Origin of the sequence: Marinobacter sp. ATCH36 (assembly GCF_023555055.1) — a bacterium.
Taxonomy (GTDB): domain Bacteria; phylum Pseudomonadota; class Gammaproteobacteria; order Pseudomonadales; family Oleiphilaceae; genus Marinobacter.
In genome coordinates, this window is record NZ_JAMJPL010000002.1 from 288,119 (window position 1) to 310,306 (window position 22,188).

Below are 22,188 nucleotides of genomic sequence, written 5' to 3' on the forward strand. Positions count from 1 at the left end.
CCTCAGGACTCGGCGGCCACTGCGGTTGCTATGGCACCAAGGCGAATGATCGCCTGCTCGATACGTTCGCTCCAGGGGTGGGCTCCGTTCAACCGCAGACAGTTTTCGTACTTGTCGGTTGTGGAGAACATAAGCCCCGGGGCGACATTGATATTTTCCTCCCGGGCCCGGCGATAGACCTCGGTTCCTGAGGTATTCACCGGCATCTGAACCCACAGGACAAAGCCACCCTGGGGGCGGCTGACAGCGGTGCCTTCCGGGAATGACCGCCCCACAGCGGCCCGCATCCGCTCGGTAGCCTCACGAAAGCGGGGCCGAATGGATCGCAGGTAGCGGTCGTAACCACCCTGCTCCAGAAAATGTGCCACCGCAAGCTGCGGTACGCTTGCGGTGCCCAGGTTGCTGAAGTACTTCTGTTGACGCGCCTCGTCCAGATATTTGCCGGGTATCATCCAACCCAGACGCAGCCCCGGCGAGATGGTTTTTGAAAACGAGTTGCAATAGATAACGTTGCCGGTGCCGTCAAACACCTTGGCCGGCCTGGGCCGCTCGCCACTGTGGAACAGGTCACCGTAGATATCGTCTTCAATCAGGGGCACGCCGGCCCGCTCCAGCATCCTGACCAGCTGTTGCTTGCGCTCATCGGGCATCCGCGCGCCCATGGGGTTGCTGTGGTTGGGAACCACCACGCATGCTTTCACAGGCCACTGTTCCAGCGCCAGTTCCAGTCCCTCCAGGCTCAACCCCTCAGAGGGATGCGTCGGAACTTCAATCACTCTGAGTCCGACAACGTCCAGAGCCTGCAGAATGCCCGGAAACGAAGGCGACTCCACCACCACGATATCACCAGGCCTGGTCACTGCCTTGAGGGCGAGAATAATCGCCTCCTGGGCGCCGTTGGTAGCGATAATATCGTCGGGAGTCACCATGACACCAAGTGCGGCCATCCGTTGAGCCACCTGACGTCGGTACTCGATCTTGCCCGGAAAGGCGTAATCCAGGGTTTCCAGTCCACGCCTGGCCGCCCATAACGTTGCCTGCTGAATTTGTCGAACCGGCAGGAAATCAGGATGAGGAACGGCTGCCGCCAGCGGTACCATGCGTTTCTGATCGTCGGCGCAGAGATCCAGCGCCATGTCCCGGGCACTGACCGGCACAGGCTTGGCCCGGTGTTTCTGCATCACCGGTTCGGGGGTGTCCCGCCGGGGCAGGTGCACGAAATAACCGCTGCGCTCCCGCGCCTCCAGATAGCCCCGGGCTTCCAGAGTCTGGTGGGCCTGAAGCACCGTCGAAATGCTCACCCCTAACTGGCGGCTGAGCGCCCGAACGCCAGGCAGCCGGTCCCCTTCGCGATAAACACCATCACGAATCAACGCCTGTAACTGGTCTGCCACCTGGTTATAGAGAATGCCCATAGTCTTATCCTGCCAGATCAATCGGGAGTACAGTCAGTACAGATCAACCGGATTCTGGCCAGCACAGATATCGGATCAAAGAATCTGTACCGGTCCAAAACCACATTACTTGAATCTGTTATGGTTGTCTGCAACGGCGGAGAATGATGATCAGAACCCGGAACTGACCCAGTTTGCCGTCCATCGGGCGCACCGTTACGCTGAAACCTTCAAGAGGGAAAAATCATGAAAACACTACCGATCTACCAGGTTGACGCCTTCACCAGCGACGTATTCGCAGGCAACCCGGCCGCCGTAATGCCGCTGGAGGAATGGCTGCCAGACGACACCCTGCTGGCACTGGCCATGGAGAACAACCTGTCGGAAACCGCCTTCTTCGTGCCGCTGCCCGCGGAGGCGGACGCGGACTTTCACATACGCTGGTTCACACCCACCGTGGAAGTTCCGCTCTGCGGACACGCCACCCTTGCCAGCGCCTGGGTCATATTCAACAAGCTGGGCTGGAAGCATTCTCAAATCCGATTCCAGTCCAAAAGTGGCCCTCTCGGCGTAGAACAGACCGACGATGGCTGGTTGGCTCTGGACTTCCCCAACCTTTCCTTCGAGCAGCGCCCAACGCCAGGCCTGATCCAGGAAGCCCTGGACGGAACCCCGGACACGTCCTTTTTCGTGCCCAACGACACCAACTACATGGTCGTCCTGAACGACGAGGCCACTGTGAAGGCGGCTCAACCGGACATTCGCAAACTCAAGGAGCTTGGCAACCAGGGCGTCATCATCACCGCCCCCGGCAAGGATTGCGACTTCGTCAGCCGCTATTTCGCCCCCGGCGCCGGTATCGACGAGGACCCTGTCACCGGATCCATCCACAGCGTACTGGTGCCCTACTGGGCAGAGCAACTCGGTAAAACCACTCTGCTGGCAAAGCAGGTATCCGCCAGAGGTGGCGTACTACGCTGCGAACTGAAAAGCGATCGCGTTGCCATCGCCGGCCAGGCTGCTTTCTACATGGAAGGATCCGTGCACCTGCGTTAGAGATGTCTTGGCTGTATAATCGCCGTTTTGTTTCGCGAGGATGGATGGGCACCATGTCTGACAAGGTGGCGGTTAGGGGCGGTCCAGGATCGTCAAAAACATGGATGTTTTTGTCGAGCGTACATGGACGTATTCACCGCGTATCCTGGACCGCCCCTAACCGCCACCGGAACTCCACACCATGACATCCGACAGCTACGACATAATCATCATAGGCGCCGGCGCCGCAGGCCTGATGTGCGCTTTGACAGCCGGCTACCGGGGCCGCAAAGTTCTGGTAATCGACCACGCCAACAAACCCGGCAAGAAAATCCTCATGTCCGGCGGCGGCCGCTGCAACTTCACCAACCTCAACAGCACCCCGGCCAACTTTCTCTCGGACAATCCCCACTACTGCATCTCCGCCCTCAAACGTTACACCGCCCAGCACTTCCTGGACCTGGTGGAGCGCCATGGCATCGAGCACGAAGAGAAAGCCGCCGGCCAACTCTTCTGCAAAGACAGCAGTAAGGAAATTCTCAACATGCTGCTGACCGAATGCGACTGGGCCGGCGCGGAAGTAAGGCTGAATACCAGCATCAGAACCATCAGCCGCATCGATAATGGCTACCGGTTGGAGACCTCCTCCGGCACCCTCAGTTGCGACTCGTTGGTAGTCGCCTGCGGTGGGCTGTCGATACCCACCATGGGCGCTACCGGCTTCGGTTACGACATAGCCCGGCAGTTCGGGCTGACTGTTCTACCCACTCGTGCGGGGCTGGTACCGTTTACCCTGCACCCGGAACTGAAGCAACAGCTGGCCCCGCTGGCCGGTGTGAGCTGCCCGGTGGACGTCCATTGCAACACCGAACACTTTCGCGAACCCATGCTGGTCACCCATCGTGGCCTCAGCGGCCCGGCCATGCTGCAGATATCCAGCTTCTGGCACCCGGGCGACAGCCTGAGCATCAACATGCTGCCGGCGACCAACATCGAACAGGATCTGTACCAGCTAAGAAAAAGCAGGCCGCAATCCACCGTTGCCCAATACCTGATGCAGCACCTGCCCAAACGCTTCGCACAGGCGCTGAACGACATCCACGGCTGGGCTGGCCCGCTACAGGGTTACAAGAACAGTGACATCGAACAGGCGGCGCATGCTCTCGGCCAGTGGCCCATCAAACCTGCTGGTACCGAAGGCTATCGCACAGCAGAAGTAACCCTGGGAGGGGTGGATACCCGGCAGCTGTCATCCAAAACCATGGCGGTTCTGGACCGGCCGGATCTTTATTTTATTGGCGAAGTGGTCGACGTGACGGGCCATCTCGGCGGGCATAACTTTCAGTGGGCCTGGGCATCGGGTGTAGCAGCCGGCAGTAACGCCTGATAAATCAGAAATCCTTAAAGGTACTTCTCGATAGGCAACCACGACAGGAAGCTGGACTCGGCACGACGCCACCAGCCAACCGTCGGCTCACTGGTATATACTTTGTCATCACCGCGCCATTGCAGTTCCCCGCCGTCATCCAGCAAGACTTCCCAGCTGTTGCCGGGCTCCATGACCGACCGGATGTCCTCCGCCACCTTTTCCGCCAGTTCAGCACTGTGAATCACCAGTACCGTTTCACCGTTCAGGTAAATGGAGCGGAGATTGACATTGAAGGACCCTACAACCAAGGTGCTGCGATCAAACACCACCGACTTGGAGTGCAGGCTGACCTCACCCGTCGAACAGACCGCATCGGTGGTCAGCCATTGCTGACAGGCTTCCGCATCCGGCCTGAGCTCGTAGATCCGGAGCCCCTGCTCGAGCATATACGTGCGCCAGCGGGCATAACCGGCATGATTGGTAACCAGGTCATTGGAAGCCAGCGAGTTGGTCAAAGCCGACACCTGCACCCCCTGACGGCCTCCGATTTCCAGTAGCGGCAATTGCTCCTCAGTGAGTATCAGGTAGGCGGACTCGATGAGGATTTCTTGGGTGGCGTCCTGAGCCAATCGTTGCAGAGCCTTGGCGCTGCGTTTAGGAGCATCCGCTGTCTCGTCCATGGTTTCGAAAGGAGGATCAAACACGAGCTCCCCGGAAGCAATCGTCAGTCCGTCAAAAACTTCTTCGAGATCTGACCTGCCCTGATTGGTATCTGAAGGCGCTGATACGGGTAGATCATTGTGTTTTCTGGCGTTCTGACGAAGCGCATCCATAGCCGCAGCCACGTCTCCGTCAGCGGGCACGTCCGGATAAAGTGCTGACACCGGGTAGGCCCAGGGGTTGTTCCAATAAGCCTGGAAGTTGTCATTCATTCCTCCGACAACTGCCCCCAGCGCAAGCACGTCACGATCCCGGAAGTAACGGTTTGCATCAAACCCGAAATACTCATCACCAATGTTGCGTCCGCCGACAATCCCCGCCGCACCGTCCACCACGAAGGTCTTGTTGTGCATGCGCCGGTTGATGCGGTCGAAATCCATCAGGAAGGATATCCATCGCCCCCATCCACTGCGGCTGCTGGCGGGATTGAAAATGCGGATATCAACGTTGGGGTGGGTATTCAGGGCAGCAAACAGTGCACCAATATGCTCTGCGTTGAAATCATCCAGCAGCAGACGGACCCGCACACCACGGTCTGCTGCGAGCAGCATCCGACCGGCAAGATAACGCCCGGAAACGTCATTGCTCCAGATGTAGTACTGTGCGTCGATACTTAGTTCGGCCGACTCAATCAGGGCTGCGCGGTAAAGGAAGGCATCCTGCCCTGAATCGAGGATATAAAAACCGGATTGGCCGCCGGTACCGGCCAGTCGCTGTCTGGATTGATTGAGCAGAAAACTGTCATCGTTCTGCACGATCGTCTCAACTCCAGAATGAGTCACCGGCGGCAAACCACCACCGGCGCAACCCGTCACCAAAGTCACCAACGTCACCATCACCAGTAACCAGCCGCTTGATACCAACAGCGTGGTCGGGCAACGTTGGCGAGATGGCATTACCGCAATATTACCAGCGGCTTGTGAGCGGTCTTCAGCATCGTCGTTGTGGTACTGCCCACCAGGAACTGACGAATTCGCGAGTGCCCGTAGGCCCCCATAACCAGGATGTCGATATCATGCTCCTCCTGGTAGGCGTGAAGGGTCGGTTCCACATCGCCGGCACGGATGGCCAGGGTGATTTCGGCGCCAAGGTCACCGAGCATCTTCTCGGCTTTCTTGAGCTGCTCCCAGCGGTCATTGGTGTCCGCTCCTATCATCACCAGATGAATCGGCATGCCTTTCAGAACCGGGCTACCTGCCAACAACTCTACCCCTTTGAAAGCGGTGGCACTGCCATCGAATGCCAGCATCGCACTTTTCGGCTGCTGATATTCATCCGGCACCAGGAGAATCGGACGGTGAACCCTGCGAATCACGGTTTCCAGCTGGCTGCCCACATGAACGTCGCGATCCGAGCTGCTCTCGCCGTGAAGCCCCATCACCAACAAACGGGTCTGACTTTCCAGAGCCACCAGAGACTCGGTTAAATCACCATGGCGCTGACGCTTGCTGACATCCTCGATACCAAACTTCTTCACGCGGTCTTCGGCTTCATCCAGCATATGGTGGCCGTGCTCCAGCGCCAGCTTCGAGCGCTTGCGATCCAGTTCCGCCAGTTCATCCATCAGCTGCTCGCGGCTACCCAGGCCAATGTTTCCAGCCAGATCCGGTTCTGTCGGATAGCGTTCTTCGTCCAGCACGTGCAGCAGCGTCAGTGGAGTTTCCATGTGCTTGCTGGCCCAGGCGGCATAATCGCAGACCGCCGGCGCGGCCCGGGAGCCGTCGATACAGGCAACTACTCGTAGCATCTCAACCTCGTTTTCATGATCATTGTGATTGTTATTCTGACCGGGATCGCTGTTGAATTCCTTGGCTTGTGTCATATCAGTGCCCCATTAGCTGATCGACGGCGTCGGGTTTGTCATGCACCCCGAAGCGGTCAACGATGGTGGCACTGGCTTCATTCAGCCCGATGATCTCAACCTCGGCGCCCTCGCGGCGGAACTTGATCACCGCTTTGTCCAGGGCACCCACCGCAGTAATATCCCAGAAGTGCGCCCGGGTCAGATCAATGACCACATTATCCACTGCTTCCTTAAAATCAAAGGATTCCGTGAATTTTTCTGAGGAACTGAAGAATACCTGCCCGACCACGTTATAGGTGCGGGTATCGGACGCTTCGTCAAATTCGGAGGTCACCAGCATGTAGTGGCCCACCTTGTTGGCGAAGAACAATGCTGCCAGCAGAACGCCCGCCAGAACGCCGTAGGCGAGGTTATGGGTTGCCACAACCACGATAACGGTAACCACCATAACGATGTTGGTGGACAGCGGATGCTCCCTCAGGTTCTTGATAGACCCCCAACTGAAGGTACCGATGGCAACCATGAGCATGACCGCAACCAGTGCCGCCATGGGGATCTGCACCAGCCACTGATCCAGCACCAGCACCATAAGCAGCAGGAAGACACCCCCCGCCAGAGTGGACAGGCGGGTACGGCCACCGGATTTGATGTTGATGATGGACTGGCCAATCATCGCGCAACCAGCCATGCCGCCCAACAGGCCGGAACCGATGTTGGCAATACCCTGGCCCTTGCACTCGCGGTTGCGATCGCTTTTGGTGTCAGTCAGATCATCCACGATGGTCGCTGTCATCATCGACTCCAGCAGACCCACGACTGTCAGCGCCACTGCGTAAGGCAGGATAATCATCAGGGTTTCCAGATTCAGTGGCACGTCCGGCCACAGGAAGATCGGCAGGGTGTCCGGCAATTGCCCCATGTCACCCACAGTACGAATGTCGATATTATAGATCATCGCAAAAGCCGTAAGCGCAACAATACAGATCAGCGGTGAGGGAATGGCACGACCCACGAACGGAATCAGCGGAAACAGGTAGATAATGCCCAGCCCGGCCGCAGTCATGGCGTACACATGCCAGGTAACGTTGGTCAACTCAGGCAACTGGGCCATAAAAATCAGGATCGCCAGAGCGTTCACAAATCCGGTGACCACCGAGCGGGACACAAACCGCATCAGGCTGCCGAGCTTCAGAAAGCCGGCAATTATCTGCAACAGGCCGGTAAGCAGCGTAGCCGCCAGCAGGTATTCAAGGCCGTGTTCCTTGACCAGTGTCACCATCAGCAACGCCATGGCACCCGTAGCTGCCGTGATCATGCCTTTGCGGCTGCCCACGAAGGCAATTACTACGCTGATACAGAACGATGCGTACAGGCCCACTTTCGGGTCTACACCGGCAATAATGGAGAAGGCAATCGCCTCGGGAATCAGCGCCAGCGCCACCACAATACCGGCGAGCAAATCGCCCTTTATATTGGAGAGCCAGTCGGCTTTAAGCGTGTTTAACATATTTGAGATCCAGTCAATTCATTGAAGGGAGAAATTATAGAAAGTTGATGACCGCCAGCAGACCAACGGATCCGAGGACGATGGTATAGGGAAAAGCCATAATCACCATGCGACCGTACGACAGGCGAACCAGCGGTGCGATGGCGGAGGTCAGCAGGAACAGGAACGCCGCCTGGCCGTTCGGCGTCGCAACGCTGGGCAGGTTAGTGCCGGTATTGATGGCAACGGCCAGATCCTGGAAGTGGGCGCGGGATATAACACCAGCGTCCAGCGCCTGCTTGATTTCACTGATGTAAACAGTGGCGACAAAGACATTGTCGCTGATCATCGACAGAATTCCGTTCGCCACGAAAAACATGGCCGGCTGATGGACTTCCGGCTGGGCCAGCACAAAGTCGATCACCGGCTTGAACAGGTGCTGCTCATGAATTACCGCCACCACGGCAAAAAACACCACCAGTAAGGAGGTGAAAGGCAGGGATTCCTGAAACGCTTTGCCAATCTGATGCTCGTCGGTCACACCGGTGAACGAGGTAATAAGGATAATGACCAGCAGCCCGATCAGCCCCACCTCGGCAATATGGAATGCAAGCCCGATCACCAGAACAACAGCGGCCGCCGCCTGAATCCAAAGGGCCGCCTGATCAGCCTTGGTACGCTTTTCACGCTCGTTATCCGCGAAGTCTTCCAGCACCCGGCGAACGGGTTTGGGCAGCCGGGCGCCATAGCCAAACCAGCGCAGCTTCTCGAGACACCAGCAGGTAAACAGGCCAGCAACCAGAACCGGCAGACTGATCGGTGCCATTCGCTGGAAAAATTCGGCAAAGTTCCAGCCCACCACTTTCGCAATCAGCAGGTTCTGGGGCTCTCCCACCATGGTCGCGACCCCACCGAGTGCGGTACCAATGGCGCCATGCATCAGCAGGCTACGAAGAAAGGCGCGAAATTCCTCCAGGTCTTCACGGTGCAACTCCACCACATGTTCATCGCTGTGGGCATTGTGGGTACCGTGCTGGTACCCCTTGCCAGAAGCCACCTTGTGGTAAACCGAATAGAATCCCACCGCCACGCTGATAATAACGGCGGTTACCGTCAAGGCATCGAGAAAGGCCGATAACAGTGCGGCAGCTGCACAGAACAGCATGGAAAGCGCCGACTTTGAGCGCACGCCTACCAGAATCTGGGTAAACGTAACCAGCAGCAGCTCTTTCATGAAATAGATGCCGGCGACCATGAACATCAGCAACAGAATGACCGGCAGGTTTACGAGCACCTCGTGGTAGACAGCATCCGGTGTAGCCAGCCCGATCAGCAATGCTTCGACAGCCAACAGTCCGCCTGGAAGCAGCGGATAACATTTCAGCGCCATGGCCAGGGTGAAAATGAACTCCCCTACCAGGAACCAGCCAGCCGTCGCCGGACCAAGCAACCAGACGATGAGAGGATTGACGATCAGAAACAGGACAATAACCTGCTTGTACCAGACAGGCGCGTTGCCAAGAAAATTGTGGGTAAAACCTGAGATAACTGTTTTGGGCATTGTGAACCGGACGACGTGAGACGAAAACTCGGAGACAATAGGACCCGTGGTACTCACCGGAAGCGAATACAGGCTATTGGCTCAAGGAATTAACCTGGAGGGCGCGCAGAGCGCTATGGCGGAGTGATCGTCGGGAAGGTCGCGAAGACGTTCATTAGAGTAAGTTCATAGGCTGTTAAATTAAGGCGGCGAAGCTTACCAGAACGGCTCCGGGAAAGTAACCGACATTGCGGGTTATTCTTAGTTTCCTAAACAAATATGGCACACAAATGTACTATTCGGATTTATGAACTATCCAGCTTTCATGAGAGAGAACCCCTCGCTGGCTGCGTTCGCTTTTCTGGCGACGGCCACGTCGGGTTTTGGGCAAACCTTCTTTATCTCGGTGTTTGGTAGCGGTATCCGCGAGAGTTTTGATCTCGCTAACAGCACCTATGGCCTGACCTATGGCCTGGCCACTCTCCTTTCCGCTGCACTGCTGCTGAAAGCGGGGCCGCTGGCGGATCGCTGGTCGGTGCAGTCGGTAACCCTTCTGGCGGTGGGAATGCTGGCCGCCGGCTGCCTGCTGATCGGGCTGGCACCGGGCTGGGCGATGCTGATCCCGGGTTTTCTGCTGGCCCGTTTTGGAGGCCAGGCGATGTTGTCCCACATTGGCATGACCGTCGCGGGCCGGTACTTCAACCAGAGCCGGGGCCGCATCATGGCACTCACAGCCGCAGGCTTTCCGGTCGCTGAGGCAACACTACCCGCTGCCGGAGGTCTTATCCTGGTGTGGGGTGGCTGGCGCCTGCCCTGGTTCATTGCCGCCGGCATTCTCATCGTCCTGGCGCTGCCCGCATTATTGCTGCTGGCACGTAAGGCCGCTCACCCCTCACGGGTGGCCAATACTGACAGCAGCGAGACAACAGGAGGTTTCAGCCGGGCCGAAGCCCTGCGGGACCCCGGCTTTTATCAGATTCTGCCGGCAGCCCTGGCGGTGCCCTTTTCGGTAACAGCCATGCTGTTTCACCAATCCGCGGTTGCAGACCTTCGTGACTGGCCTGCGGAAAGAGTGGCCATGGCGTTCACCGGTTTCGCGGCCGGACATCTCGTCAGCCTGTTTTTCGCCGGCTCGCTGGTTGACCGTGTGGGAGCACAGCGGGCCTTGTCTATTGGACTGATACCTATTTTCAGCGGTCTGCTGGTGCTCGCATTGACCGACAGCCTCTGGACGCCCAATATCTACCTTGCTCTTACCGGTGTTAGCCTGGGATGCATCGGTGCCGCCGGCGGAGCAATCTGGCCAGAGCGGTATGGTGCGCGTCATATAGGGGCCATTCGTTCTGTGGCGCAGGCATCGATGGTATTTTCGACCGCTCTCTCACCGATCCTGATTGGCCTGATGCTGGACGCCGGGCTGGCAGCCGGAAGTATTGCGGGTACACTGGCCGTGGTCATCGCGCTGTGCGCAATACTTGCTACAACGGCGAAAAAACCTGTTCAGGCATCGGCAAATGCACAACCTGGTGGAACCCGATCATCATGAATAAAACCGAATTGCAGAAGTTCAAAAAACTGTTGCTTGATTGGCGGGACGACCTGCAATCAACCAGCGAAGTGAGGGAAGAAGGCAGTGGCACCGTTCACCTGGACCAGCAGAGCGTGGGTCGGCTGTCGCGAATGGATGCGCTCCAGGGTCAGGCGCTGGCCAAAGCAGGCAAGCAACGCGCCGAACTGCAACTGCGGCAGATTGAAGCCGCCCTCACCCGAATCGACAACGACGATTATGGCGACTGCATGGAATGCGGTGAACCCATCAATCCCAAACGCCTGGAAATTGACCCTACCGTGCTCTATTGCATTGAGTGCGCACGCTAGCCGTCAGGCCCTTTACATGGCCGGGCCAGATAACCCGTTGCTGGCGAGGTGAAAGGCAATCACAGCCATCATCGAACCAATGACTCCGTCGATAAACCGCCATGCCCTGGGGCTGGCCAGCCAGGGCGAAAGCGCCGCACCACCGAATGCCAGCAAGCCGAACCACAGCACTGAGGCGCTGCTGGCACCCGCAACAAACACCGCCGGGCTTTCCTGCTGTGCTCCAATGGCGGGAATCAGCAACAGGGTATCGAGATAGACCTGAGGGTTCAGCAACGTGACTGCCAGGGTCGTCAATACCACCACTTGAACGCTGGTTGCCGCCGGTGCATCGGCACCCAGGCCCTGCCTCCCTTTTACCACCCTGTAGAACGCCACCACCGCCAGCCAGCCCAGAAACGCCACCCCAAGCCAGCGCAGAACATCCAGCGCTTCCGGCACCGCCATCAGCGCTGCGTTAACACCGAACATCCCGGCGGTGAACAGCAGTATGTCTGCGGTCATGCAGATGCCCGCGCAATACCAATGGTGTTCCCGGCGTATTGCCTGGCCGAGGATATAAGCATTCTGTGCTCCGATGGCAATGATGATACCGCCACACACAATCAGCCCTGTGAGATAGCTTGTCAGCATACTTCCCTCCCGATTTGCTGGAAGCTTACCCGGACAGCGCTATACTTAAAAATCATAAACTTTATATCCCATGAATTTTTCTTATGCTGGATTACAAGCTGCTTCAGGCACTGGCCGCCGTTGTCGAGAATGGTGGATTCGAACGCGCCGGCGAATTACTCGGGCTTACCCAATCCGCCGTATCGCAACGCATCAAGTCGCTCGAGATCCGCCTGGGCCAGCCAGTACTTGTAAGGCACCCGGAGCTTCGGGCAACGCCGGCTGGCAACAAGTTGCTCAACCATTTCCAGCAAGTACAACTGCTGGAAAAGGATTTGCGCAACACCATCCCCGCTCTGGCCGAGGATACGACACGCCTGCGGATTGCCGTCAATGCCGACAGCCTGGCCACCTGGTGGGCTTCCGTCATCGGGGACTTTTGCAGTGATGAAGGTGTGCTTTTGGACCTGGTCATTGAGGACCAGGATGTGGGGCTGAAACGAATGCGCGATGGTGATGTTGCCGCCTGCCTGTGTAGCAGCAGTCAGCCTGTCGCCGGGGGACGCTGTGTAGCACTGGGAGAAATGATCTATATGCCACTGGCAACGCCCCGGTACGTTCGTCGATTCTTCCGCGACGGAATCACGCCCGATGCATTTGCCACTTCACCTGCCATTGTGTTCGGCCCGAATGACCAGCTTCAGCATCGGTTCTTGGCCGGTTGCGGCTACCATGGCCGCTTCCCCTATCACCTTTGCCCTTCCTCTGAAGGCTTTGTTCAGCTTGCAAGGGCCGGCATGGGCTACGGTATGATTCCCGTTGTACAGGCCCGAAAATCGCTGGAAGACGGCAGTCTGGTAAACATTGCTCCGGGCCATGAGCTGGCAGTACCGCTTTACTGGCATTTCTGGCGCCACAGCGGAACATTGCTCAAGCGCCTGACAACCACCCTTGAAGGGGCCTTCACACCCGATAACGGAATACTCCATGGATGAAGTAACCAGTCAGTTTATCGTTGACAACCAGACCACGCTGAACCTGGCCATTGCCCTGCTGCTGGGTGCCATTATCGGTCTGGAGCGCGGGTGGGACGCCCGCGCCCAGGCGTCCGGCGAGCGCATTGCAGGTATTCGAACCTTTGCCCTCATTGGCCTGCTAGGGGGCGTTGCCGCGCTGCTGGCAAAGGAAGTCACTGAATGGGCATTTCCGGTATTGCTCATCAGTGTGGTTGCCATTGCCCTGGTAGCCTTCAGTGAGCGCCTCGCCCATATCCGTAACTTCAGCATCACCGGCACCATCGGCATGGTTCTCACCTTCTGTTATGGCGCAATTGCCGTAGCCGTGGACCCGGCAATCGCTACCGGTGCTGCTGTGGTTACAGCGCTGATTCTGGATAACAAGAAGGAAATTCATGGGCTGGTCGACAAACTTCAGGCACACGAGCTGGATGCAGCGCTGAAGCTGCTGGTGATCTCGGTGGTCCTGCTGCCACTGCTGCCCAATGAAGACCTGGGCCCGGGCGGCGTTCTAAACCCCCGGGAAATCTGGTGGATGGTCGTGCTGATCGCTTCGGTTTCTTTTGTCGGTTATTTTGCCATCCGGCTGGCCGGCACCAGCAAAGGCATTCTGTTTACCAGTCTGTTCGCGGGACTGAGCTCGTCAACTGCCCTTACCCTCCATTACGCCAGGCAGTCGACAGTCTCGCCGGAAGTCAGCCCGCAGTTCGCCAGCGGTATTCTGATCGCCTGCGGTACCATGTTCCCCCGCATCCTGATCTATTGCGCCCTTATCAACCCGGCGCTGCTACCCAGCCTGGTATGGCCCGTTGTTGTGATGACCCTGTTGCTGTACGTGCCCGCACTCATCATCTGGAAACGACACCAGGGGCGCCTGGAGGTAAGCCGCCCGGAACTCACCCAGAATCCTCTGGACCTGAAATCCGCGATGGTTTTCGGCCTGTTACTGGTGGCCATACTCCTGCTGGGAGAATTCCTGCAGGAGTGGCTGGGAGACCTGGGTATTTATATGCTTGCCGCCACGTCTGGCGTTGCCGACGTAGACGCTATCACTCTTTCACTGACACGCATGTCACAGGACTCTCTTGCCCTGCAAACGGCCGTCATTGGCATTGTGATTGCGGCAGCTACCAATAACCTGGTGAAGTCAGGTATCGCCGGTGCCATCGGCCGAAAAGAGCTGGGAATACGGGTTGCAGGCCCTATGGTGCTATCCCTGGTTGCCGGACTGACAGTCGCATGGTTGCAGTAAGGCGGGTTAACGTGCCCGCCGGAAGGTCAGGTTGTATCGATAAACGCCCGTCAGGGGGTGATGATTGGCTTTAAGGGTCAGTACACCGTGATATCGCAACCGCGCCGGGCCACCCCAGACCACCACATCCCCGTGCTCCAGCAGCACTCGCTGCGGTCGGTCACTGCGCCGCGTGCCACCGAACTGAAAGGTTACTGGCGTGCCCAGAGATACCGAAACGATGGGCTGACCAAAATCATCTTCGTCTTTATCCTGATGAAGCCCCATTTTTGCGCCCGTGGAATAACGGTTCACCAGGCAGGAATCCGGCTCGAACCCGGCATAACCGGCCTTCGCGGCGGCTTCGGCCGCCAGGGTATGGAACAATTCCGGCATTCCAGGCCATGAGGACCCGTAAACCGGGTCCTGCTGTTGGTAACGATACCCCTGCGCATCCGTCACCCAGCCCCAGTCACCGCAACAGGTCATGGCGACGGACATGGTGTGGCCGCCCGGCGTTTTCATCTGTCGGAACGGCGCCTGGTCCGCCACTTGCTCAATTTCCTTCAATAGTTCAGCATCTCTGACGCTGGCAAACCGGCGCAAAACAACCGCCCCCTCGCAAATAGGTTCGGCCCAGGGTTCCGGTGGTGATTGTTCGAAGAGATCGATGGTCATGGTTTTTTCAGCCCCGTATACTTCGCGCAGTTTTAAACTTTTGAAAAGGACACTGTCATGTTCGGTCTGTTTATTGGCGGTTTGATCGGCTATCTGTTTGGCCGCTTTCCCGGATTGCTGATTGGTGCAATAGCGGGCGCGCTACTCACACGTTATATCAAGAGCCGCCTGTTTCAGAAACTGCGCAACGTACAGACGGATTTTCTGGAGTCAGTGTTTGCAGTGATGGGCGCCCTGTGCAAGGCCGATGGTGTTGTTACCCGCGACGAAATCCAGGTGGCAGAAGGCCTGTTCGATCGCTTTCGCCTGTCCGGCGAGCACCGGGAACGTGCCAAAGCTGCCTTCAATCGGGGCAAGGCAGACGACTTTGACCTGGATGCGGAACTGCAGCATTTTCTGAAAGTCAGTGGTCGTCAACCCTCGCTGCTACAGATGTTCCTGCAGGTTCAGGTGTCTGCGGTTGCGGCTGATGGCGTGGTGCACCCTGCCGAACACGAGATGCTGGTGCGTATCGCCCGGGGCCTGGGGCTCCCGGAGGCCCAGGTGGACCAACTGGAAGCCATGCTGCGTGGCGCCCACGCCGGCCAGTCCGGCGCGTCCGGCCAGGCATCATCCGCCAGCCAGATCGACGATGCCTACAAGGCGCTGGGCGTATCACCCTCGGCAAGTGATGCCGAAATCAAGAAAGCCTATCGTAAACTGATGAGTGAAAATCATCCGGACAAACTGGCAGGCCGCGGCCTACCGGAGAGCATGCGGGAAATGGCGGAAGAACGCACCCGGGAGATCAGCCATGCCTACGACGTCATCAAGGAAGCCCGCAAGTAATAATGTCGAGACTATAGCCGGTTCAGAGCCAGCAGAGCACTCGCCTGCGAAAATAACGGACCAGTGGCTCGGCAAATGTATCGAAACTATCCAGAAATACCATTGAACTCACTATTTGTGGCGATTGTGGCCGAATTCAAGCTTATAGCCTGTCAAGCTGAGTGAAAACGAGATATTACAGGGAGTACCAGCCTTGACCGCACAACAACACCCCCAATCAATGCATACATTTGGTGATGACCTGCTCGCGCGACACGACGCAACCGCTCTGGCAACCCTGATTCGCAATCGCGAGATCTCTGCAAACGAAGTACTTCAGGCCACTCTTGCCAGGGCCCGGAAGGCAGAGCCCATGATACATGGCCTGGTTACGCCCGTTCCTGAAGAAGGCGCCGGCATAACCGTAAGGGAAGCATCTCCGGTACATGCAAATCCCGGCATCTTTGGCGGTGTCCCCACGGTGATTAAAGACAATACCGATGTAAAAAGGTTTCCGACGACTTATGGCACTGCCGCCATTCGCCCGCATCCGGCAGACAGAACCAGCCCTTTCGCCCGACAATTGCTGGCGCAGGGACTGGTCTGTTTTGGCAAAAGCACCCTGCCCGAGTTCGGGTTCAACGCCACCACGGAGCCCGCCCACGATAAACCCACCCGTAACCCCTGGAACCTGAAATACTCCACCGGCGCTTCCTCGGGAGGTTCGGCAGCACTTGTGGCTGCCGGTGTTATCAGCATCGCCCACGCCAATGATGGTGGTGGTTCCATCCGGATTCCCGCAGCCTGCTGCGGGTTGGTGGGCCTGAAGCCTACCCGGGGTCGCCTGGTCGACAACGATGCCGCAAAATCGCTACCCATCAATATTGTCAGCGACGGCGTGGTTACCCGGAGTGTCAGGGACACGGCCAACTTCTATGCCGGTGCGGAGCATTATTTCCAGAATCCGAAGCTGTTACCCATTGGCAAAGTCGAAGGGCCATCCGCACACACACTTAAAATCGGCCTGGTCATGGACTCCATCAACGGCCACCCGACGGATTCAACCACCCGGGAAGCGGTAGAAATCACCGCGCGGGTTCTGGAAAAACTTGGCCATCGCGTAGAGCCGGTCGACGTTCCGGTTGCACCCTCTTTCCCGGAGGATTTTGCGCGCTACTGGGGAATGCTGGCATTTGGTGTGCGCTCCAACGGCAAGCGGTTATTCCATCCTAGTTTTGACAAATCCCGGCTGGACGGACTGACCAAGGGGCTGGACAAGGCCTTCAGAAGAGAATTCTACAAACTCCCAGCTACGCTGTGGCGCCTGCGCAGGTCGTATCATGACTACGCCAGAGCCATGGCGAATTACGACGCAATATTAACCCCCGTGCTTGGCCACACAACTCCGGAAATCGGCTACCTGAGTCCGACAGTCGATTTTGACACCCTTTTCGACCGCCTCACCCGTTATGTCAGCTTTACCCCGCTGGCCAACGCCACAGGCGCTCCAGCCATCTCCTTGCCGGCGATCCTTACCGGGCAGAACCTGCCTGTATCCATTCAGTTGATGGGACGGCATGGCGGGGAGCGAACTCTGCTGGAACTGGCTTATGCCCTCGAAGACGCCGTGGGTTGGACATGGCCTTTTGCCGGTGCCAATATGTGATCCAGCGACCACGGACGCGGCACCCGCCATTCACAAGCGAAAGCCAGAACCTATGAAGGATACGGACACCTTTGTGAACTTTCACAAGGCGCTGATGGAGCTGAGCCACAGCCCGGCGTTCATCAACAGGGAGCGCAGTCACAAACTTGCGGCAATGACCGCCCTGTGCGCAGAGCTGCTGGACGTTGAACGAGTCAGTGTCTGGCAGTTTCCGGAGCAACGCGAACACATTGAGTCTGAATGGCTGCATACGCCGGAAGGTGCAACCGCGGAAACCAGAAGCCTCTACCAGTCAGGCAACCCGGCCTATTTTGCGGCGCTGGAAAGCGAGCGGGTACTGTCTGTTCCCCACGCACAGGAAGATTGCCGAACCCGGGCCTTTTCACCCGGTTATCTCGCACCCATGGGTATACGCTCCATGCTGGATGCGCCGATTTTTGACGGCGCCCGGCTCAGCGGTGTGGTCTGCCTGGAATCAACAACACATCGACAGTGGACCCTGCCGGAAATATCCTTCGTCATTGCGATCGCAGATACTGTCAGCCTGATGAATACCCATGAGGCCTGGCTTGATTCGAAACAGGCACTGGAATACGCCACCCGCTACGACTCACTGACTGGGCTGCTGAACATCAAATCACTGCGTGATCGCATCAGTTACCTGATCGACAAGTTCGAACGTCGCGGGCTTGGCAGCCTTGCTCTTTTATGGGTGGATGTCGACCGCCTGAAGTCCATCAACGACGGCCTTGGTGCACAGGTGGGCGACAATGTTATTGAGGAAATTGGTCAACGGCTCAAACAGGTCATTGTTCCCGGAAAAGACCTTCTTGCCCGCATAGGTGGCGACGAATACGCCCTCATTATTCGAAACCAGACCCAGCCGGACACACTGGAGCAGACTGCCGCAAAAATCCGGCATGAAATCAGCAAGCCAATCCGTCTCAACGGACACTCGATAACCGTGGGGGCCAGCCTCGGCATCTGTCACCTACCCGGTGACTGTGATTCCACCGAGGACCTGCTTCGTGGCGCCGAAGCGGCGATGTACAACGCCAAGCATGAGGGCCGTGGCCGGACCTGTTTTTTTGATTCGAGTATCCAGATCAGCGCCCGCTCCCGCTTCGAACTGGAGAATGACCTGCGCACGGCCATCAGGGAACATAAGCTCGACGTATTCTACCAGCCGATAACCAGTGCCGATGGATCGAGTACGGAGTCGGTTGAGGCTCTGGTTCGTTGGCAGCACCCGGAGCGGGGATGGCTGTCACCCATCGAGTTTCTCGACATTGCCAGAGGCGGAGGCCTGATGTATGGCCTTGGCGAATGCGTGCTGCGTCGAGTGTGTGAGCACTGGCAGTGGGCCCGAAACCATCAGATAGAACTGCCGGAAGTGTCAGTGAACCTGGCTCCCGAGCAGGTTCTGATAGCCGGGCTTCCCCGCCAGATAAAAACGATCTGTGCAGAATATGGCGTTCCCGTCAGGTCACTGCATTTCGAAGTGACCGAGGATGCCCTTCAGGGTGATATCATCACCATTTCCGGTATTCTGGAGGAACTGGTCGCCGCCGGTGCGCAGCTATCGATTGACGACTTCGGCACCGGCTACTCATCCCTGTCAAGGCTCAAGGGCCTGCCGTTTTCCCGCATCAAGATCGACCGCTCGTTCATCAGCAACATCCCCGATGACGAGGATGACTGCGCCATCATTCTGTCGATTCTCGGGCTTGCGAGAGGTCTGGGGCTATCCGTCGTGGCCGAGGGTGTGGAAACCGAGGCTCACGAAAGGTGGCTCTGCGAACAGGGTTGCGACTACCTTCAGGGTTACCTGTACAGCAGGCCGTTACCATTCGATCAGCTGGTCGAACGCTTTTTCACCAGTGAATAGGACACCTGTTTCAGTTTACGCCCGGATTTGTCGCCCAGAACCAGTAACGCAGGTGTGAGCAGCAGGGTCAGGATGGTCGCAAACGCCAACCCACCGGCAATGGCACTGGACAGCTGGGTCCACCACTGGGTTGAAGGCGCGCCAAGCCCCAGGGAAGGCGTGATCAGATCCACGTTCACGCCCAGCACCATCGGCATCAAGCCCAGAATGGTGGTGATGGCCGTCAGAAGCACCGGGCGAAGACGCAGGCAGCCGGTTTCCAGCGCTGCCTCATACGCTTCCATGCCACGGCCTCGCATCTCATTATAGGTGTCGATCAGAATGATGTTGTTATTCACCACAATACCCGCCAGAGCAATGATGCCCATCCCCACCATCACGATGCCGAAAGACTGGCCGTTAAGGAGCAGGCCAAGCAATACCCCGGCCGTGGAAAGCACAATGGCCGACAGAATCAGCAAGGTCTGGTACAGGGAGTTGAACTGGGTCACCAGGATCAACAGCATCAGGGCAATCGCCACCACGAAGGCGGAAGCCAGAAAGTTGGACGCCTGCTGCTGATCTTCGTTTTCACCGGCGAAGCGGACAGATACCCCTTCGGGCGTTTCCGGCATTCGCTCCTGCAGGGTTGTCAACAACTCATCGGCCCTACGGTCAGGCGCCACATCGGACTTGATGGTCACCGTCCTCTGGCCATCCACCCGCACAATGCTTCCGGTTTTATCGCCCGGCTCCAGTTCCACAAACTCTGAGAGCGGTACCTGACCGCGATTGGTATGGATGGTCTGGCGCTGGAACTGGTCCAGCTCGCGCCAGTTGTTGGGCACCCGCACAGCGATGTCCACCTCATCACGTACATCTTCCGGCCGGTAAGTAGCCAATACCAACCCGTTGGTAATCAGGCGCACGGCGCTGCCCACACTCAGCACATCGGAACCGAAGCGGGCCGCCGACGCCCGGTCCACGTTCAGGCGCCATTCGATACCCGGCAGACTGCGGTCATCCTCGATATCCACAAAGCCGTCGATGGTCGCCATGTGCTCCTGGATCAGACCGACATACCGGCCCAGTTTGTCACTGTCGAGGCTGCTCACCATCAGCTCAATGGGCTTGCCTTCAGCCGGGCCACCTTCCTGCTTGCGAAATTCCAGTTCGATGCCGGGGATGTCTGCCGTGCGCTCGCGGAAATCCTCCAGGATCCTGGTGGCGGAACGTCGCTCGAACCAGTCGGTGAACTGGAACTGCAGTACACCGATAACATCCGGTGCCATCTGGTTGCCGGCACTGACCATTGAGCGGGCATACAGCGCTTTTACTTCCGGCATATCCTGCAGCCTCTGCTCCACTTCCCGCACAATGGCATCCCGCTCTTCCACCGACATATCGCCTCTCGCCCTCACCTGTACCTGGGCCGAGTCGGGCTCGACGCTGGGAAAGAACTCCACGCCATGGTTGAACTTGCCGTACGCCAGGTAGATGACCACAACCACAGCCAACACACCCAACAGTGTGTACCCCGGCACCGCCAGCAAACGCCCCAGCAGATTCCTGTACAACCCCGTCATTCGGCCGTCTGGTGCCGCCTGGCGCTTACGTCTGCCACCACTGATACTGCCGAGAACCGGGAGAAACACCAGGGCCATGACCAGGGAGGCAATCAGGCAGATGATGACGGTCATGGGAAGGAATTTCATGAACTCCCCCACCACGCCGGGCCAGAACAGCAATGGCACAAAGACAGCGAGAGTGGTCGCGGTGGAAGCAATAATAGGCCAGGCCATGCGGCTGGCAGCCTCGCCCCATGCGGATCGCACACTCTGCCCCTCGGAGAGGTTTCTGTCCGCCAGCTCCGATACCACGATGGCCCCGTCCACCAACATGCCGGCCACCAGGATCAAGCTGAACAGAACCACAATATTGAGGGTCAGGCCCATACCCCAGATCACCAGAATACCGGTCAGGAAGGCGCCAGGAATGGTCAGGCCAACCAACAGGGCCGAGCGGGGCCCCATGGCGGCAATGATCAGGATAATCACCAGCACAATGGCCGTGAGTACGTTGTTGAGCAGGTCACTGAGAATGTCCCGCACTTCACCGGACTGGTCCATGATGTAACGGACTTCCAGCTCTTCCGGCAACTCCGGCCCCGCGCGCTCGATTAACTCCTTGACCTGACCAACCGTTTCAATAATGTTGGCACCGGTGCGCTTGGAAATTTCCAGCACCAGGGCCGGCTCACCGTTGATTCGTGCAAACCCGGTAGGGTCCTTGAAGGTGCGTTGCAGCATGGCGACGTCGCCAAAGGTGACGACGGTATCCCCGCCCACCTTGATCGGCATGGACATCACATCCTCCACCGACTCGATCACGCCAGGCACTTTCATGGTCATGCGACCGGCGCCGGTATCAAGACTGCCCGCCGCCACCAGCTGATTGTTGCGGGTGACCAGAGAGGCCAACTGGTCAAAATCGATGCCGTAGCTTTCCAGAACCTGGGGGTCGACAACGACCTCCAGAAGGTCTTCCCGGTCACCACCGATATCCACTTCCAGGACTTCCGGAATCCCTTCAATGGCATCCTGGAGTCGTCGGGCAATGGTCACCAGTTCACGCTCTGACAGCGGCCCCGACAGACCCACGGACATCACCGGGAACAGCGCCACGTTAATCTCGTTGACCCGAGGCTCGTCCGCTTCCTGCGGCAGTTTACTGCGGGCAGTATCGACCTTCTCGCGCACGTCCTGAAGTGCCATATCCGGGTCAAAGCCGGCGTCGAATTCCAACATCACCGAAGCATGGCCCTCCGAGGCCGTGCCTCGCATTTCCTTGATGCCTTCGAGGGAACGCAACTCCTGCTCCATGGGACGGATCAACAGGCGCTCCGCATCTTCCGGACTGATACCTTCCAGGGTCATGGACACGTAAATCATGGGGATGGTGACGTCCGGATTGGCCTCTTTGGGAATGGCCTGAAAAGCAGCGATGCCGCCAAGGATCAGAAACATCAGCGTAAGGAAAGTGGTGCGGGAACGATCAAGGGCCGCAAATATAAGCGTTCGCATAA

At 57.8% G+C, this 22,188-nt stretch carries 17 protein-coding genes; 9 read left to right on the forward strand and 8 right to left on the reverse strand.

Annotated features, from left to right (window positions below):
* Nucleotides 1–2 precede the first annotated feature (2 nt).
* Entirely contained in the window at nucleotides 3–1,415 is a 1,413-nt protein-coding gene (locus M8010_RS08995) for an aminotransferase-like domain-containing protein (protein WP_250090541.1), read from the reverse strand.
* A 225-nt stretch (nucleotides 1,416–1,640) separates the two neighbouring features.
* Between M8010_RS08995 and M8010_RS09000 the strand changes: the two genes are divergently transcribed.
* Both M8010_RS09000 and M8010_RS09005 read left to right on the forward strand, forming a co-directional pair.
* On the forward strand, nucleotides 1,641–2,450 hold the full coding sequence (locus M8010_RS09000) for a PhzF family phenazine biosynthesis protein (RefSeq protein ID WP_250090543.1): 810 nt from the start codon (nucleotides 1,641–1,643) through the stop codon (nucleotides 2,448–2,450).
* Between the two features lie 181 nt (nucleotides 2,451–2,631).
* Nucleotides 2,632–3,816 (forward strand): BaiN/RdsA family NAD(P)/FAD-dependent oxidoreductase, encoded by a 1,185-nt coding sequence (locus tag M8010_RS09005; protein WP_250090545.1) that lies wholly within the window; start codon nucleotides 2,632–2,634, stop codon nucleotides 3,814–3,816.
* Nucleotides 3,817–3,830: 14 nt separating this feature from the next.
* Here M8010_RS09005 and M8010_RS09010 read toward each other — a convergent pair whose 3' ends face one another.
* The 4 genes from M8010_RS09010 to nhaB are packed head-to-tail and all read right to left on the reverse strand — an operon-like array spanning nucleotide 3,831 to nucleotide 9,369.
* The gene (locus M8010_RS09010) at nucleotides 3,831–5,414 is read right to left on the reverse strand and encodes a phospholipase D family protein (protein WP_250090547.1); all 1,584 of its coding nucleotides are present in this window, start codon (nucleotides 5,412–5,414) and stop codon (nucleotides 3,831–3,833) included.
* Nucleotides 5,414–6,340 carry a universal stress protein gene (locus M8010_RS09015; protein WP_250090548.1) on the reverse strand — a complete coding sequence of 309 codons (927 nt, stop codon included), beginning with the start codon at nucleotides 6,338–6,340 and terminating at the stop codon, nucleotides 5,414–5,416. The genes M8010_RS09010 and M8010_RS09015 overlap by 1 nt, the downstream gene beginning before the upstream one ends.
* Nucleotide 6,341: 1 nt before the next feature.
* Nucleotides 6,342–7,829, reverse strand: a complete 1,488-nt coding sequence (locus M8010_RS09020; protein ID WP_250090550.1) for a SulP family inorganic anion transporter — start codon at nucleotides 7,827–7,829, stop codon at nucleotides 6,342–6,344.
* Between the two features lie 34 nt (nucleotides 7,830–7,863).
* Nucleotides 7,864–9,369 (reverse strand): sodium/proton antiporter NhaB, encoded by a 1,506-nt coding sequence (gene nhaB / locus M8010_RS09025; protein ID WP_250090552.1) that lies wholly within the window; start codon nucleotides 9,367–9,369, stop codon nucleotides 7,864–7,866.
* Between the two features lie 304 nt (nucleotides 9,370–9,673).
* On the opposite strand from nhaB, the gene M8010_RS09030 reads away from it, so the two are divergent.
* Both M8010_RS09030 and M8010_RS09035 read left to right on the forward strand, forming a co-directional pair.
* Nucleotides 9,674–10,894, forward strand: coding sequence for an MFS transporter (locus tag M8010_RS09030; protein ID WP_250090553.1), 1,221 nt, complete (start codon nucleotides 9,674–9,676; stop codon nucleotides 10,892–10,894).
* Nucleotides 10,891–11,226, forward strand: a complete 336-nt coding sequence (locus M8010_RS09035; protein ID WP_250090554.1) for a TraR/DksA family transcriptional regulator — start codon at nucleotides 10,891–10,893, stop codon at nucleotides 11,224–11,226. Before M8010_RS09030 ends, M8010_RS09035 begins: the two co-directional genes overlap by 4 nt.
* A gap of 12 nt (nucleotides 11,227–11,238) precedes the next feature.
* On the opposite strand, the gene M8010_RS09040 is transcribed toward M8010_RS09035, so the two are convergent.
* Nucleotides 11,239–11,859, reverse strand: coding sequence for a LysE/ArgO family amino acid transporter (locus tag M8010_RS09040; RefSeq protein ID WP_250090556.1), 621 nt, complete (start codon nucleotides 11,857–11,859; stop codon nucleotides 11,239–11,241).
* Nucleotides 11,860–11,942: 83 nt separating this feature from the next.
* Here M8010_RS09040 and M8010_RS09045 point away from each other — a divergent pair, with 83 nt between their 5' ends.
* Together M8010_RS09045 and M8010_RS09050 are read left to right on the forward strand one after the other, a co-directional pair.
* Nucleotides 11,943–12,833, forward strand: a complete 891-nt coding sequence (locus M8010_RS09045; protein ID WP_250090557.1) for a LysR family transcriptional regulator ArgP — start codon at nucleotides 11,943–11,945, stop codon at nucleotides 12,831–12,833.
* A complete protein-coding gene (locus M8010_RS09050; RefSeq protein ID WP_250090558.1) occupies nucleotides 12,826–14,106 on the forward strand; it encodes an MgtC/SapB family protein in 1,281 nt (426 codons plus the stop codon). The genes M8010_RS09045 and M8010_RS09050 overlap by 8 nt, the downstream gene beginning before the upstream one ends.
* Nucleotides 14,107–14,112: 6 nt before the next feature.
* Here M8010_RS09050 and alkB read toward each other — a convergent pair whose 3' ends face one another.
* Nucleotides 14,113–14,763, reverse strand: coding sequence for a DNA oxidative demethylase AlkB (alkB, locus tag M8010_RS09055; protein ID WP_250090560.1), 651 nt, complete (start codon nucleotides 14,761–14,763; stop codon nucleotides 14,113–14,115).
* Nucleotides 14,764–14,820: 57 nt separating this feature from the next.
* Here alkB and djlA point away from each other — a divergent pair, with 57 nt between their 5' ends.
* The 3 genes from djlA to M8010_RS09070 all read left to right on the forward strand — a co-directional run bounded on the left by djlA (nucleotide 14,821) and on the right by M8010_RS09070 (nucleotide 19,124).
* Nucleotides 14,821–15,591: a co-chaperone DjlA gene (gene djlA / locus M8010_RS09060; protein WP_250090562.1), complete on the forward strand. Its 771-nt coding sequence runs from the start codon at nucleotides 14,821–14,823 to the stop codon at nucleotides 15,589–15,591.
* Between the two features lie 193 nt (nucleotides 15,592–15,784).
* Entirely contained in the window at nucleotides 15,785–17,236 is a 1,452-nt protein-coding gene (locus tag M8010_RS09065; protein WP_349666100.1) for an amidase, read from the forward strand.
* 73 nt (nucleotides 17,237–17,309) lie between these two features.
* Nucleotides 17,310–19,124, forward strand: coding sequence for a putative bifunctional diguanylate cyclase/phosphodiesterase (locus tag M8010_RS09070; protein WP_250090563.1), 1,815 nt, complete (start codon nucleotides 17,310–17,312; stop codon nucleotides 19,122–19,124).
* Here the strand turns inward: M8010_RS09070 and M8010_RS09075 are convergent.
* Nucleotides 19,091–22,186, reverse strand: a complete 3,096-nt coding sequence (locus tag M8010_RS09075) for an efflux RND transporter permease subunit (protein WP_250090565.1) — start codon at nucleotides 22,184–22,186, stop codon at nucleotides 19,091–19,093. The genes M8010_RS09070 and M8010_RS09075 overlap by 34 nt on opposite strands.
* Nucleotides 22,187–22,188: the final 2 nt, after the last annotated feature.